Below are 13,260 nucleotides of genomic sequence, written 5' to 3'. Positions count from 1 at the left end.
GGCGGCATGAGTCTCTGAATATTGGGCGAGGGATGGCATCTGTGAGGTCAATGCAAGCAAAGGAATGGCTGGCTACTCAACCGCTGGCCGAAGGCGAGCGCCTGTATGTCGTGTTTAGCAGCGTGAGCGAGTCCGATCCGCTGAGTGCCTGGTTCCGCCGGGGACAGACCCAGGCTTCCCAGCCGCTCTGGAAGGGGACGCCCTATGCCGATTGGCTCGAGGTCATGCCTTACCTGGCCGAACTGTCCGTCGACAACGATTTCCTTACCTGGGCCGACGAGGTCGAGTCTGAGGATTGGGGGTGGCTGGCCGTTTCCAGCGGCGACCCCGAGCGCATCTTCGGGCACCTGCGCAGCCTGACCCAGGTACGGATGCCGGAAGGCAACGAAGTGTTCTTCCGCTTCTGGGATGGACGGCATCTCCTGCCGATCCTGACTTTCCTCGGTACCGATGCCGCGACCCTACTGCCGATGTTCGATCGCTACCTGATAAACGGCCGCGCCCTTCAGGCAGCCGAGGCGGTGCTGCCGCCCGAGCGGCCCTTCCCCTGGTGGACGCCGCCACAGGCGCTGCTGGACAGCCTGGCGCGCGAGGACAACAGCACCTTGTCCGCCAACCTCCTGCAATGGCTGCAGGAAGAACATCCCGACCTCTGTGACTGCCTGCCCGAAGCGAACCTGCGGTTGAAGATCGCCCATCTCGCCCGTCGCGGCAGTGACGTCGCCACTCTCAAGAACGCCCTGCTGGAACAGCTGGCGCTGGAGCTCAACTGATGGACCAGATTGCCGTAATCGAACAGGAGTTGAATGACTTCAGGAACAGCCTGACCCGGTACCGCGAGATGACCGAGAGCTGGTACGCCCGGACGGCCGATGCCGGTAGCCGCGCGACGGACCTGCCATCCCTGCTGGGTATGGAGCGCAGCATCCGGGCGGGTTCCAGCAGCAAGTCGGTGAGCCTGGGCGATAGCGACTTCGGTCTGGTCGCGCAGTGCCCGCTCAGCGGCATCCTGGAAATCGAGAGCAAGTTCGAGTCGGCCTACGAGGTGCCGCTGGGGCGCATACAGGTAGACGTCCGTTCCCGGGACGACAATAGCCTGCAGCAGACCCTGACCCTGGGCGACGACGGCAAGGCCAGCTTCAAGGGGCAGCCCGGCAAGTGGTACTCCATCCAGGTGAACTCCGCGGTCAGTGCGCAACAGGTCGACGAACTGTTCAGCCGCTACGATGGCCTGGCGAACCAGTTGGAGACCTGGCTGCGGGGGCAGTGGGCCGGTTTCAGGCCGCAATGGCAGGCCCATGGCGCATCGTCGGTGCTGTCGGCCGCCGGCACCGGCATCCTCGAAGGCAGCTGGCAGGCGGTGAAGGATGTCTGGGAAGGCATCAAGCTGATCTTCGAGATCCTCCAGGACCCGATGAAGTACGCCCACATGCTGGGCGACAAGGCCAGCGAACTGGCCGCCCTGGCCAAGAGCGCGCCGCAGAAGATGGCCCGGGTGATGCTCCTGGCCAGCGACGAGGCGGTGCTCTACCTGCTGCTGCGCAGCGCGACTCTCTGGCTTTCCGCATTGCCGCCGAGCCAGATAGCCGGTACGGCTGCCAAGGAAATCTCCCGCATCCTGGTCTCCGTGCTGATCGACATCCTCATCGCCATCGTCCTGACCGTCGCGGTCGAGGGGACGGGCATTGCCTACCTGGCGGTGCGCCTGGCCAAGTACGGCAAGCGTCTGGTCGATGCCGTCATCGGTTTCGTCAAATCGGTGTTCGGCATCCTCGAAGGCGTGCTCGACTACATCGAGAAATACCGTGTGGTGGCCGCCCGCGGCATCGCCAGCGGCGTCCAGCGTGGCAAGGCGGAACTGATCTGGGATGCGCGCAAGAACAGCACGCTGCGCGAAGTCGATGCCCGGCCCAACGTCGACCGCCAGGCCACGACGCCCAACGAGCGGCCGGCCCAGGCGTGCAAGGAAACCTGCACCGGTGGCGAACCGGTCTCCATGGTCACCGGCGAGGAACTGCTGACGCTCGACGATGCCAGCCTCGATGGCCTGCTGCCCTTCGTCTGGAGTCGCCTGTACCGCACCAGCGCGGTGGAGGTCGACCACGGCCTGGGGTACGGCTGGAGCCACGGACTGGCCCATCGCCTGCTGATCGAAGATGGGCAGGTGACCTGGATCGATCATGAAAACCGCCGCACCAGCTTCCCGCTGCCGGACCGGCAGCGGCCCGCCATCAACAACCGGCTGTCGAAGGCCGCCATCTTCATCGGCGCCGACCCGGCCGAACTCGTCCTGGCCCAGGCGGGCGACAAGCCGCGCTTCTACCACTTCCGCCACGACGGCAAGGGCGGCGACCTGGTCGCCATCAGCGATGCCTACGGCAACCGCCTTCACGTCGGCCGCGACCTCGCCGGCCGCATCAGCCGCCTGAGCAACGGCGCCGGTCGGGCCCTGGCGTTCCGCTACGAACACGGCCGCATCCAGGCCGTGGAATATCAGCAGCAGGTCCCGGCGGACACCGAGGAGGCCTCCTGGCGCAGCGTGCAGACACTGGCCAGCTACGTCTACAACACCGCAGGCCAACTGCTGGAGGCGCACAATGCGCTTGGCGAAATCGAGCGCTACCGCTACGACGAACAGCATGTGATCCTCGAACGCCACCTGGCCGGCGGCGCCAGCTTCTACTGGGCCTGGGAGGGCGCCGGCAAGCAGGCTCGCTGCGTGCGTCAGTGGTCGAGCATCGAGCCCCTGGACTTCCAGTTCGAATGGGACGACGAAGCGGGTACCGCGACCCTGCTCCAGAGCGATGGCGGCCGCCAGGTCTTCGTCCACGACGGCAACGCACGCCTGGTACGTCAGGTCGATCCCGACGGCGCGGTACACGAGAAAGCCTACAACCCGCAGGGGCAACTGGTGGCCGAGCGCGGCCCCCTTGGGGCCGTGACCGAGTACCACTACGACGAGGCCGGCCACCTGGTGGCCCTGGTGCCGCCGGAGGAAGAGCCCACCAGCTTCGAGTACCGCGACGGCTTCGTCAGCGCCGTGGAGCGCGGCAAGGCGAGCTGGCGCTACCGCCGCAATGCCCAGGGCGACGTCATCCAGCAAACCGATCCGGACGGCCATTCCACCTTCTTCCGCTACGACGAACGCGGCCGCCTGCTGCAAATCCAGCATCCCGACGGCAGCAGCCATCAACTGCTATGGAACGGCCTGGGCCAACTGATCGAGGAACGCCTGCCGGATGGCGGCGTGCGCCGCTATCGCTATGACGTATTCGGCCGCCAGATCACCCGCCAGGACGAACAGGGCGCCATCACCCGGTTCGAGTGGGATGCCCTGGGCCGCCTGCGCCAGGTCACCCTGCCGGGGGGCGCCAGCCGCGCCTACGAATACAACGCCTACGGCAAGGTGACGGCGGAGCGCGATGAGCTCGGCCGGGTGACCCGTTACGAATACGACGGTGGCCTGCACCTCGTCACCCGGCGCATCAACCCCGACGGCAGCCAGCTGCGCTACCGCTATGACAACGCCCGGCTGCTGCTCAGCGAGATCGAGAACGAGCGTGGCGAGCTGTACCGCCTCGACTACCACCCCAGTGGCCTTATCAGCCGGGAAACCGGTTTCGACGGGCGCACTTGCGCCTATGCCTACGACCTCAACGGGCACCTGCTGGAGAAGACCGAGTATGGCGAGGACGGCAGCGAACTCGTCACCCGCTACCAGCGCGACGCCTCGGGCCGCCTGTTGGTCAGAACGCAGCCCGACGGCAGCGAGGTCCACTACAGCTACGATGCCCTGGGCCGCCTGGTGGGCGTGGACGACGGCGAATGGCCGCTGGCCTACGAGTACGACCTGCAGAACCGCCTGACCCGCGAACACCAGGGCTGGGCGACCCTGCAATACGGCTATGACGCCCTGGGGCGGCTGAGCCATTGCCGGCTCCCGGATGGCAGCACCCTCGACTACCGCCACCGGGCGGGCGGCGAACTCAGCGCCATCGACCTGAACGGCCAGCGCCTGACCAGCCACCAGTTCAGCTTCGGCCGGGAACGCCAGCGCCAGCAAGGCCAACTGCTCAGCCAGTACCAGTACGACGAACAGGGCCGGCTTCTCGCCCACCAGGTCAGCCAGCGCGAGCGCGCGCTGTACCAGCGGCGCTACAGCTACGATGCCGGCGGCAACCTCGCCAGCGTCGAAGACAGCCGCAAGGGCGCGCGCAGTTACCACTACGACCCGCTGGACCGCCTGGTCGCCGTGCGCGGCGACCTGCCGGAAAGCTTCGCCCACGACCCGGCGGGCAACCTGCTGACCCAGAATGCCCAGCAGGGCGACCCACGGCAGGTCAACGTACAGGGCAACCGCCTGCTGATGCAGGGGGACTGCCACTACGACTACGACGCCTACGGCAACCTGCTCCGCGAACGCCGCGGCGCCGGGCAGAAGCTGGTCACCCAGTACCGCTACGACAGCCAGCACCGCCTGGTGGGCGTGCAACTGCCCGATGGCCGCCAGGTCAGCTACCGATACGACGCCTTCGGCCGGCGCATCGCCAAGGAAGTGGACGGCAAGACCACCGAATTCATCTGGCAGGGCGACCGCCTGGTCGCCGAAAGCGGCGCAGGCCGCTACCGCAGCTACGTTTACGAACCCGGCAGCTTCCGCCCGCTGGCCATGCTGGACGGCGAAGGCCCGCTGAAGGCCGAGCCCTTCTACTACCAACTCGACCACTTGGGCACACCCCAGGAACTGACCAGCTACGGCGGCGAAATCCTCTGGTCAGCCCGCTACCGCGCCTACGGCAACGTCGCCCGCCTGGAAGTGGCGGAAATCGACAACCCGCTGCGCTTCCAGGGGCAGTACTACGACGCGGAAACCGGCCTGCACTACAACCGGCATCGTTACTACAATCCCAACACTGGCCGTTTCCTGACCCCGGACCCGATCAAGCTGGCGGGTGGGTTGAACCACTACCAGTACGTGCCTAACCCGACGGGGTGGGTGGATCCGTTGGGGTTGGCTCAAGTTTCCAACGACTGCCCTCTACAGAGACGGGTAGAACTAAATGAAAAATATGAGCGGACAGGCGATCTTCAAGCTGATATTACTCAGCGTGGTAGACGTGAGGTTGCAACTGAGTTTTATCGATCTCAAGGATTTGATGAGGCTAGTATCCCGGGCCACTTGAATGGTATCGATTTTACCCAGTCGGTAAACGTAGAGACTTTAAATAGAGGTAAACGAGTTTATCAATACCAGTCTCCGGGGGCGCCTCAGGGAAACTATTACTCAATAAGTTCTAGTACAACTCCATCGGAGTTGGGGATAGGTGCGTTGGGTGAAAATCGTGCTGCTCGTACAGTAGAACTTAAATTAAAAGGGGTTTATCTGACGAATGAAAAAACAAAAGTCTTGAAGTCGACCGCAAAGGAAATCGACGATACATGGTCTGTTAGAGGTATCTCCCAACCATCTAGCGGTGGCGGTACTCAGGTGTTTACAGGGATGAAAGAAAACTTTGAGAAAATTGATTAGCTGGAGCCGTTATGGATCAAAAAGCTCTATATGAAGTTGTGAGAAAATGTGGTGCAAAGGTGATTTTATTTTCGGATCACCCGGATTTTTTTTCATCTTGGTCAATTAGAGTCTTAAAAAATGGGAAGAATTATCTGATTGAGAATGATGGGCGGGATGGTTGGATGTTTTTTTATATAGAATTAGGGGAGGGGAGGCTCCAGGAGAAAGAGCGGCTGATCTCGCAATCTTTAAGTGAGTCAGAGATCCTATGCCAGTGTGAGGCATGGTTGTCAGGTTTGTCATAAGGTTTATTATTTTCTCATATTGGGATTCTAAATGAATTATAAATTACAAACCATGTTTCCATGATCTTCACGCCACTCGTCCTCATTTTTTAATGCACTCTAAAAAGATCTAAATCATTAGGCTGTATTGGTTTGGAGAGATTGGAGGCTGAACTGAAGAATAATATGGCGCAAGATATATGGGGCTGATTGGGGGCGTATGCTGAGATAGCCCAAGAGCTTCCTGCTGAGACTCCTGAGAGAAGACGATGGGTAGCCATATATGCGATTTCATCAGTTGAATATGGTTCGACTACGTATGCGTTTTTGAAAAGATTTAAGGGGGAGGATGTGTCACGGCTAAGTCTTGTTGAATACGATAACTTCTATGTAGAGGATATCAGTACTGTTGGAGAACAAGGGGCGATTCGGAGGAACTTATGTTTGATGCTCTTGAAAGAATAAATATAAATTTGAGTTTTTCTACCTGTCTGTGGTGTTGCGAATTCTCTCTTTGGTTTTGTAAAGAAGAAATTTGGCTGAGTTCATGAAGAAAGACTAAGTATGGTTTGATTGGCGTGATGGGTAATTTTTCGTCATGTTTAAGGCAGAGATTGATAAGTTACTGAAGCCCGGACAGGGAAATACGCTCATATTAGATTCCTCTCTTGAGCTACCATTAGCTTTTCTAGAAAGCAACAAGCTGATCGAAATTAGTGACGGCTTATATCACTGCCACCTTGTAAGTTTGGCAGCTTCCGCCCGCTGGCCATGCTGGACGGCGAAGGCCCGCTGAAGGCCGAGCCCTTCTACTACCAGCTCGACCACCTGGGCACTCCGCAGGAACTGACCAGCTACGGCGGCGAAATCCTCTGGTCGGCCCGCTACCGCGCCTACGGCAACGTCGCCCGCCTGGAAGTAGCGGAAATCGACAACCCACTACGCTTCCAGGGGCAGTACTACGACACGGAAACCGGCCTGCACTACAACCGGCATCGTTACTACAATCCCAACACCGGCCGTTTCCTGAACCCGGACCCGATCAAGCTGGCGGGTGGGTTGAACCACTACCAGTACGTGCCTAACCCGACGGGGTGGGTGGATCCGTTGGGGTTGTCTGATGTATGTCCACAACCAGTGAACGGTGGTACATGGAAATTTAATCCCGAAGTAGATGTTGACTTAAGAACTGCTCCTGGGACCTCCTATCAGCAGATGACTGCTGGTTTAGATGAGGCATTTGAACGAACCAAAATTCCTAAAAGTGAATTTGAGGTTACTAAATGGGGGAAGGATCAATATGGTAAGTCATTCCCCACCGAATGGCGCGTTTTAAAAGGAAAAATAGAGGGGCAGAGGTTAATATCGATGATCCATCTCTAGTGGTGAGTTCTGATGGGCCACGAGACCCACATATAGGTTATCAAACCCCAGGGAAAAGAGGTGAGGGAGGGGCCGTAAGAGGTCATGTACTGGTATCTCGTGTTCCAGTTTTACGTGCAAGGATAGGAGTGCAACAGTGAATTATCTCGAGATTGAAATAGACGAAGAAATTGAGAAGCATGGTTTCTTGGTAAGTAAATTAAGAGAGGAGGAGCTTCGGTCCTTGATTTCCTTTTTGAATACAAGGTTTTTTGAAGGAGGTGAGGGGCTTGATTCTTCTAAAATGTGCGTAACTAGTAAAGAGCATGATCCGTTCTTTTGGAAAAAAATTAAGTATTTAGGCTGGGAGGGGGCAGTGTTGATAGTCTTCGATATTAGCTGGCATGGATGGAGATTTTCATCAATCGAGCAAGTTGAATTACTGCTTTCTGAAACAACAGGATACCCATTCTGGCTGGCAAACTCCAATGGATGTGAATTGATATTCTTTGATGATCATGATTGCGTGGGTAGATCAATTGTAAATATTTAGAATGTAATTGTAAGCTCTCTTTGTAATAGTGTTTGGCGTAGATCGCATCTCTCTATTTTTCTCTTTTTTCAGGTGGCTAAGATTTTGATACTATTCCTGTAATATTCAACGGTCTGATGTTGTGGTGGTTGATTGGTTTGGTTGAGTTTTTGCTGGAATTATATAAAGGATGATGGGTGGTTTTTTAATAGTTCTTTAATAGGGTGGGAGGACTAATGACTGCCTTCCAGATAGGGGATTTATTTGGAGTATTATGGAGCGTCTGAGGATGAGAGGAAAGTTGTTTCTTCTCTCCTAGGTTTGAAACTGTCTGAAATGGGACAGGATTGGGAGTTTACGCTCTCCGATGCTGATTTAATTGCACCTGCAATAAACATTCTTTTGAAGCGTGAAGAAGATTGGGGGGTGAGAGCAGCAGTCGCGTGCATTATGATATCTAGTTTGTATGAGTATTATCGTGACAAAGGAGAGAGTCACCCGCTCCTTTCTGATGCGTTGATTGCGCTGCGGAAGGACGAAAGTATATTAATTGCAATGCTGGATTTTTGGAAGAGCGGCGGGGGAAGTAAATATATCATTGATATATTGAAGGATTGACTTCTTGGTGGTTTTATATGCCTTGAATATAAGGCTTTCGCGTTCGACGCAAGACTAGCGTGGCTGCACTTACGGGGGGATATTCTAATATTTCAATTTTTCGAGACCTGCAAGAACGGAGTTATTTAAATCGCTCGATATTACGCCTAGAGTAATGTCACCTGCTTAGAAGTGGCGGGAATTGACAGCACACCGCGATTCCTTGGGTGGTACAGCCTGCACTCCAACCGGCATCGTTACTACAATCCCAACACCGGCCGTTTCCTGACCCCGGACCCGATCAAGCTGGCGGGTGGGTTGAACCACTACCAGTACGTGCCTAACCCGACGGGGTAGGTGGATCCGTTTGTAGCCCATGCATATGTCCTGGAGGCAAGGAGCCTAATAAAACCTCAGCAGGAGCTCGTTATAGAGAGATAGTCTCATCTGTTGATGGCAGAATAATAAATGAGTATACGGCTTTAGATAATGACCCTCTTAGTGCTGCAGCAAAAACTGCTTCTGAGCAGCAAGGTAGTCTAGCTGCAACATTCTCGGGAGCTCGTTATGCTGAAATGGAGTTAAATAAAGATACAGTTGTGCTTGGCACCCTGAACAAGCCAAGGAGTTTGGCGCTTTTTGGTCTCTTGATAGACTTTCGAGAAGCTTGCAGACACGTATTGACTCCGCGTTGCTACCTGAATGGGGTAAGCTTAGAAACAACCCAATCCAAAGGCAGCAAGCTACTAGGTATACCATGGTTATCATACCTAAAGGCACAAAGATCTATATTGGTGAAGTCGGATCTCAAGGAGGAGTATGGACTGGTGGCGGGAGTCAGCTTCTGATAAAGGATGGTTCAGTGCTTCCTGATTGGAAGTCGGGGGAGGGTATTTTGAAATGACATGCGACTGTTCATTGCTTAGAGAAACTGGAGGGTTTAATAGCTTTCCAGATTATGAGTCTCATCTTCAACTACTTCGCAATAGTGATCTTTTTTCTCCTGTGGTAGTGGGAAGCAAATATACTGATATAGGTGGGCTTGAGGAGTTTTGGTTTGAGTGTAAACGATGTGGGAGTGTTTGGAGACTGGTAGAACCAGACCCTCCCTTCAGAGGGATGTGGGCCAAGGTGTAAAGGCATCTGGCTAGATCTCTACTTTTTAGACGGTCGACATGTTTTGATAGATGAGGTCTAGTCAGACTCAAATCGAGATATCGAAAACTGAGGGTATATTTTGAAGAAAGTATAAAGTTTCTGTCTGCACTACAACCGGTGTTGTTACTAAAATCCCCGCAACGGCTTTTTCCTGGCTTCGGACCCAATCGGGTTGAGCCATTACCAGTATGTGCCTAGCCCGACGGGGTGGGTGAATCCGTTGGGGTTGGCTAGTGCGAAAGCCCAGTGCCCTTCAGGGGCGAGGCCAGATTTTTACGTTGGTCCTTCTGGCCCGGAGTCTACACTGCCGGCAACCGGATATAGATATATGCGATACATGAATTATGATGGCTCAGTAAATAAATATGCTGAAATGACTATGGGGTCAAAGTCCGCTCCTGCTACGTATGTCGGATTTGAGAGGTATCAAACAGGGAGTTCTGCTAGAGGCGCTTTTCAGATCAAGGGGCGAGAGTTTGGTCATGACGAAAGTGGAGCTGGTTCATGGAGTGATGCCAGATTGAGAGGACAGTTTGATACTCTCCAGTTATATGAGTCCGGAGTTCCTCAGGCTCGGGTACCATACTGGAAAGGAGATACTGAAAAAGAAAAGCTTGAGTTGTTTGCTAAAGCATATCCTCAGTATGGGAGTGGTGGTGCGGTGCAATTGCATCTAGATGGAAGGATGCTAGATTTTGATAAGGTCGATATTCGCCCGGAGAATTGATGGAAAAATATTTCGTGTTGGCAAGTAAGGATGTTCCTGGAAGAAGTGGGAATGATCCAGAATGGCCAAAGAAAATAGCCTACTCTCCCTTTTTGAGACGCTTTTTATTTCTGGAGGGCTCAGGGCATGGTCTTATGGGGGGAGTGCTTCGCGAAGAAGTTGCTGGACAAGACAAGTGGAGAGTTGTATTCGAAGAGCTGAGGGCTGAGTGGATACTGAATTTTTTGAAGGATAATGATGGTCTTGATTCTGAGGAGCTATTGAGAGCGCTAGAAGAAAAGCTTGGTAGGTTGGAAGTTATTAATTATTAGCTTTATGGGCTCTTATTGTTTGGTGGGTGTGGGGTTGAAATGTATGAGGTTTAATGTTTTTTTTGTAAGTATGGGCGATTTTCTATAGGGGGAGAAGAAGGCTCAGGAAGGTCTATATTTCAATGCCAATAAGTAATGGTATGGTTGATTATGAGGAGTATTTTGAGGCAGATAAGGCTGCTTTTGGTTTATATATGAGCAACCAAAGTTTGGCTTTGCCATTTGTCAGGCGTTGTCGCAATCGAGAAGTAAATGATTTGTTAATGGTTCAGCCTGGGAGGGATCGCGGAGTTGCAACCTGGGATTTATATGGAAAACACAGTTGTAGATAGCGTGACGTACAAGCCGGAGAGGCTATTGCACAAAACCTCGGGTGAGCTTGTTTCAGAGTGAAGAGGCAACGAGCCGGGTCGTTGGTCATGCTGGACGGCGAAGGACCACTGAAGGCCGAGCCCTTCTACTATCACTCGACCACCTGGGCACTCCGCAGGAACTGACCAGCTACGGCGGCGAAATCCTCTGGTCGGCCCACTACCGCGCGTCGCTCGCCTGGAGGTAGCGGAAATCGACAACCCGTTGTGGTTTCAGAAGCAGTATTACGCTGCTCACTTACTGAAGCTTCTTTCCCGAATACTTCACTCTCTGCTTCCTTGGCGCTATTCGTCATGGCCATTGTCGCAATGAAACGAGCATCTTCCCTTCTGCTGGTTAGTCTGAAGGCCTTTACGGGCGCTCAGTGAGGGGAATCATGGGATGCGATCTTCAGGGGCGGGTGATCGCCGCCACCTGCGCATTCGGCAGCCTTGGCCTGGCGTTGGCCGAGGTGGCGCGGGTAGGAGCTGCCGGGGGGGCTGATGGGGGCGGCGCTCCTCGGGGCTAGGCGTGGTGATGCTGCTGGTACCGGACGGCTCGTCGCTGGCGGTAAACCTGGCGCTGCTGGCCATCGCCAGGGCCACTTTGTTCGCTGCGGCGGGACTGCTGGTGGAGGGCATGCGGCGAATGGTTAGGCGTGCAGCGTGTGGATATCTTCCACCTGACGCTGAGGCAGAGCCGAGTTGAGCGGCCAGAGCAAAGCTGGCGTAAGGCCGGCGTTTCCCGCGGGCATTAAAAAAGCCGGCTTGTGGTCGGATTTTTTAGTTTATAAGTATTTGATTTTGTTGATTAATATTTATGTTTTCCATTTTAACCCACACCTTTACCCACACCAATTTCTACGCTAGAAAATGATCGCCTTTTGTGTGCAGCGACCGCAGATTGGGGCCAAAGGCCGGTGTGCAGAAATCGTCATTCATTTGTTCAGTGGTACCAACAGCATTTCCTACGTTCATCAGAGTTTAGGCATGCTCAACCGCTCCCCGGGCGGCAGTCGCACCTAGACGTTAGCCGGGAAGTGTGAGGCTTCTGGACATATTTCATGGGGCTTTTCTGGTCTTGTGTGATTTGTATACCCAGTTTTGAATTCATTGGTGCTGATGCGATCCTGTGTGCGGCGAGCGTTGAGTATTGCTGGTGCTGCCGCCTTCGCTTGTCATCAGGTATCGCTGGGCGTCGACAGCTGTAGATCCTCCAGGGGCGGTTAGGTGGATCTCGCCGTGGCCGGGGCGACAATCGGCCGAGTCGAACCAGTGCCATCGGATGAGCAGCTTTGCGTGTGCATGATGGGCCTGGCGAATCGCGCGGTTGAGCGTCAAGGGCGTATTAAGGGGAGATGGCTTTCGCTGATTCGTGATCGCCTGTACCGGGGCGGGAGGGAAACGATACCGTTGCTGCCGACTCTATGGTCACGATGCATCAAGGTCGGTGCTTGCCATGGGAAGCTTACGGGTGAGAGGCCGCAATCTCCCGGCCCGCGCCTATGTTCTGCCTGCGGCGCAGCGCTGATCAAGTGGATGAGGTAAACCTCAGGTCGCCCTATTTTAATAGCGTCAGAGTAGAGGCTGATTATTCTCGGTCGGTAAATATAGTATCCCGGAGTGCGATGTATTCGATAGCTTCCTTGATGCTTTTCATCATGGGGGCGACATGTTGCTCAATTTCTTTTTCATCGACTGCGGGCGGGGTCTCGTCTTTCCTTGATAGCTCCCAGCGTGCAAGCAGTTTTAAATATTTTTCTGCATGCTTTAAAGCTTCGTCGCGTTGTTTTCTTAAAGATGATGCCGTCTGAGTGGCAATCTTCCTTTCCCTTGAAATCGAATCTTTCAGTTTTTTCTCGTAATCGATTTCTGCTTTAAGTTCTCTCTCTTCTATTCCTAGAAGCTCTGTAATGATGGCGGTATCATTTTTTTTGTATTTCTTGGAAAGCCTGTTCAGGCTTTCGATGCTTTCTTTTGTAAGCGTAAAGGTAACAGGCTTTCTGCCGTTGCTGTCGGAGCGATAGCGGCGTTGCCGTATTGCGCTCTGGAGTTTCATGACTAACTCCGGCTTGTCCTGCTGAACTTGCCTAATCACGGTTACAACTTTTTCGTACGAAATGATTCGACGAAGAGCATGGTCGTCCAGTGTCAGAAGATATTTCTCGTCTAGCCGCTGACTGAGATATCTGGCGGCCCATCGCCACTCATCCCCTTCGCTGCGCAACCACTTCAATGTCATCTCTCTCTCAGCCATTTCATCCCCCTCGACGGGTGTCGAACCATGCTCAGCCAAACGTGCAAAATTTATCCGTTACCAAGACGTCTGACAATAGTCGTGTGGTTCGTTCGTCAATACGTTTTGTTTGTGGTACGGTAATGTTTTGTTGCGTAGTATGGTTCGTTACTGTAACAATTAGTGATAAA

8 protein-coding genes and 3 pseudogenes are annotated in these 13,260 nt (G+C 54.4%); 10 read left to right on the top strand and 1 reads right to left on the bottom strand.

Going from position 1 to position 13,260, the window contains the following annotated elements:
• Window positions 1-50 precede the first annotated feature (50 nt).
• From IG194_RS08875 to IG194_RS33280, 10 genes and pseudogenes are all read left to right on the top strand, one after another.
• Window positions 51-773, top strand: coding sequence for a DUF4123 domain-containing protein (locus IG194_RS08875; RefSeq protein WP_141679846.1), 723 nt, complete (start codon window positions 51-53; stop codon window positions 771-773).
• Complete coding sequence (locus IG194_RS08870; RefSeq protein ID WP_058487476.1) at window positions 773-5,530, top strand: polymorphic toxin type 46 domain-containing protein; 4,758 nt, start codon at window positions 773-775, stop codon at window positions 5,528-5,530. Before IG194_RS08875 ends, IG194_RS08870 begins: the two co-directional genes overlap by 1 nt.
• A 1,016-nt stretch (window positions 5,531-6,546) precedes the next feature.
• Window positions 6,547-7,179 (top strand): annotated as a pseudogene (locus IG194_RS08865) (RHS repeat-associated core domain-containing protein); the annotation flags it as partial.
• Window positions 7,119-7,319 (top strand): polymorphic toxin type 47 domain-containing protein, encoded by a 201-nt coding sequence (locus IG194_RS33030; protein ID WP_141679848.1) that lies wholly within the window; start codon window positions 7,119-7,121, stop codon window positions 7,317-7,319. The pseudogene IG194_RS08865 and the gene IG194_RS33030, both read left to right, overlap by 61 nt.
• Complete coding sequence (locus tag IG194_RS08855; RefSeq protein WP_064987670.1) at window positions 7,316-7,711, top strand: hypothetical protein; 396 nt, start codon at window positions 7,316-7,318, stop codon at window positions 7,709-7,711. The genes IG194_RS33030 and IG194_RS08855 overlap by 4 nt, the downstream gene beginning before the upstream one ends.
• A 243-nt stretch (window positions 7,712-7,954) precedes the next feature.
• Window positions 7,955-8,308 carry a hypothetical protein gene (locus IG194_RS08850; protein WP_141679849.1) on the top strand — a complete coding sequence of 118 codons (354 nt, stop codon included), beginning with the start codon at window positions 7,955-7,957 and terminating at the stop codon, window positions 8,306-8,308.
• Between the two features lie 153 nt (window positions 8,309-8,461).
• Window positions 8,462-8,641 (top strand): annotated as a pseudogene (locus tag IG194_RS08845) (RHS repeat-associated core domain-containing protein); the annotation flags it as partial.
• Between the two features lie 1,132 nt (window positions 8,642-9,773).
• Entirely contained in the window at window positions 9,774-10,172 is a 399-nt protein-coding gene (locus IG194_RS08840; RefSeq protein WP_141679850.1) for a hypothetical protein, read from the top strand.
• Entirely contained in the window at window positions 10,172-10,483 is a 312-nt protein-coding gene (locus tag IG194_RS08835) for a hypothetical protein (protein WP_141679851.1), read from the top strand. Before IG194_RS08840 ends, IG194_RS08835 begins: the two co-directional genes overlap by 1 nt.
• A 413-nt stretch (window positions 10,484-10,896) precedes the next feature.
• Window positions 10,897-11,089: pseudogene (locus IG194_RS33280) on the top strand (RHS domain-containing protein); the annotation flags it as partial.
• A gap of 1,335 nt (window positions 11,090-12,424) precedes the next feature.
• Here the strand turns inward: IG194_RS33280 and IG194_RS08825 are convergent.
• On the bottom strand, window positions 12,425-13,090 hold the full coding sequence (locus tag IG194_RS08825) for a hypothetical protein (RefSeq protein WP_058487475.1): 666 nt from the start codon (window positions 13,088-13,090) through the stop codon (window positions 12,425-12,427).
• Window positions 13,091-13,260 lie beyond the last annotated feature (170 nt).

Source organism: Pseudomonas sp. ADPe, from assembly GCF_014843515.1.
Taxonomy (GTDB): Bacteria; Pseudomonadota; Gammaproteobacteria; order Pseudomonadales; family Pseudomonadaceae; genus Pseudomonas; species Pseudomonas citronellolis.
Note: the sequence above shows the minus strand (reverse complement) of the source record. Positions and strands in the feature narration are given on the sequence as shown.

What these genes read in the sequence shown, in the direction of transcription:
- IG194_RS08875 (WP_141679846.1), top strand. Translation starts at nt 51, where the DNA reads ATGCAAGCAAAGGAATGGCTGGCTACTCAACCGCTGGCCGAAGGCGAG.
- IG194_RS08840 (WP_141679850.1), top strand. Translation starts at nt 9,774, where the DNA reads ATGCGATACATGAATTATGATGGCTCAGTAAATAAATATGCTGAAATG.
- IG194_RS08835 (WP_141679851.1), top strand. Translation starts at nt 10,172, where the DNA reads ATGGAAAAATATTTCGTGTTGGCAAGTAAGGATGTTCCTGGAAGAAGT.
- IG194_RS08870 (WP_058487476.1), top strand. Translation starts at nt 773, where the DNA reads ATGGACCAGATTGCCGTAATCGAACAGGAGTTGAATGACTTCAGGAAC.
- IG194_RS33030 (WP_141679848.1), top strand. Translation starts at nt 7,119, where the DNA reads ATGGCGCGTTTTAAAAGGAAAAATAGAGGGGCAGAGGTTAATATCGAT.
- IG194_RS08825 (WP_058487475.1), bottom strand. Translation starts at nt 13,090, where the DNA reads ATGGCTGAGAGAGAGATGACATTGAAGTGGTTGCGCAGCGAAGGGGAT.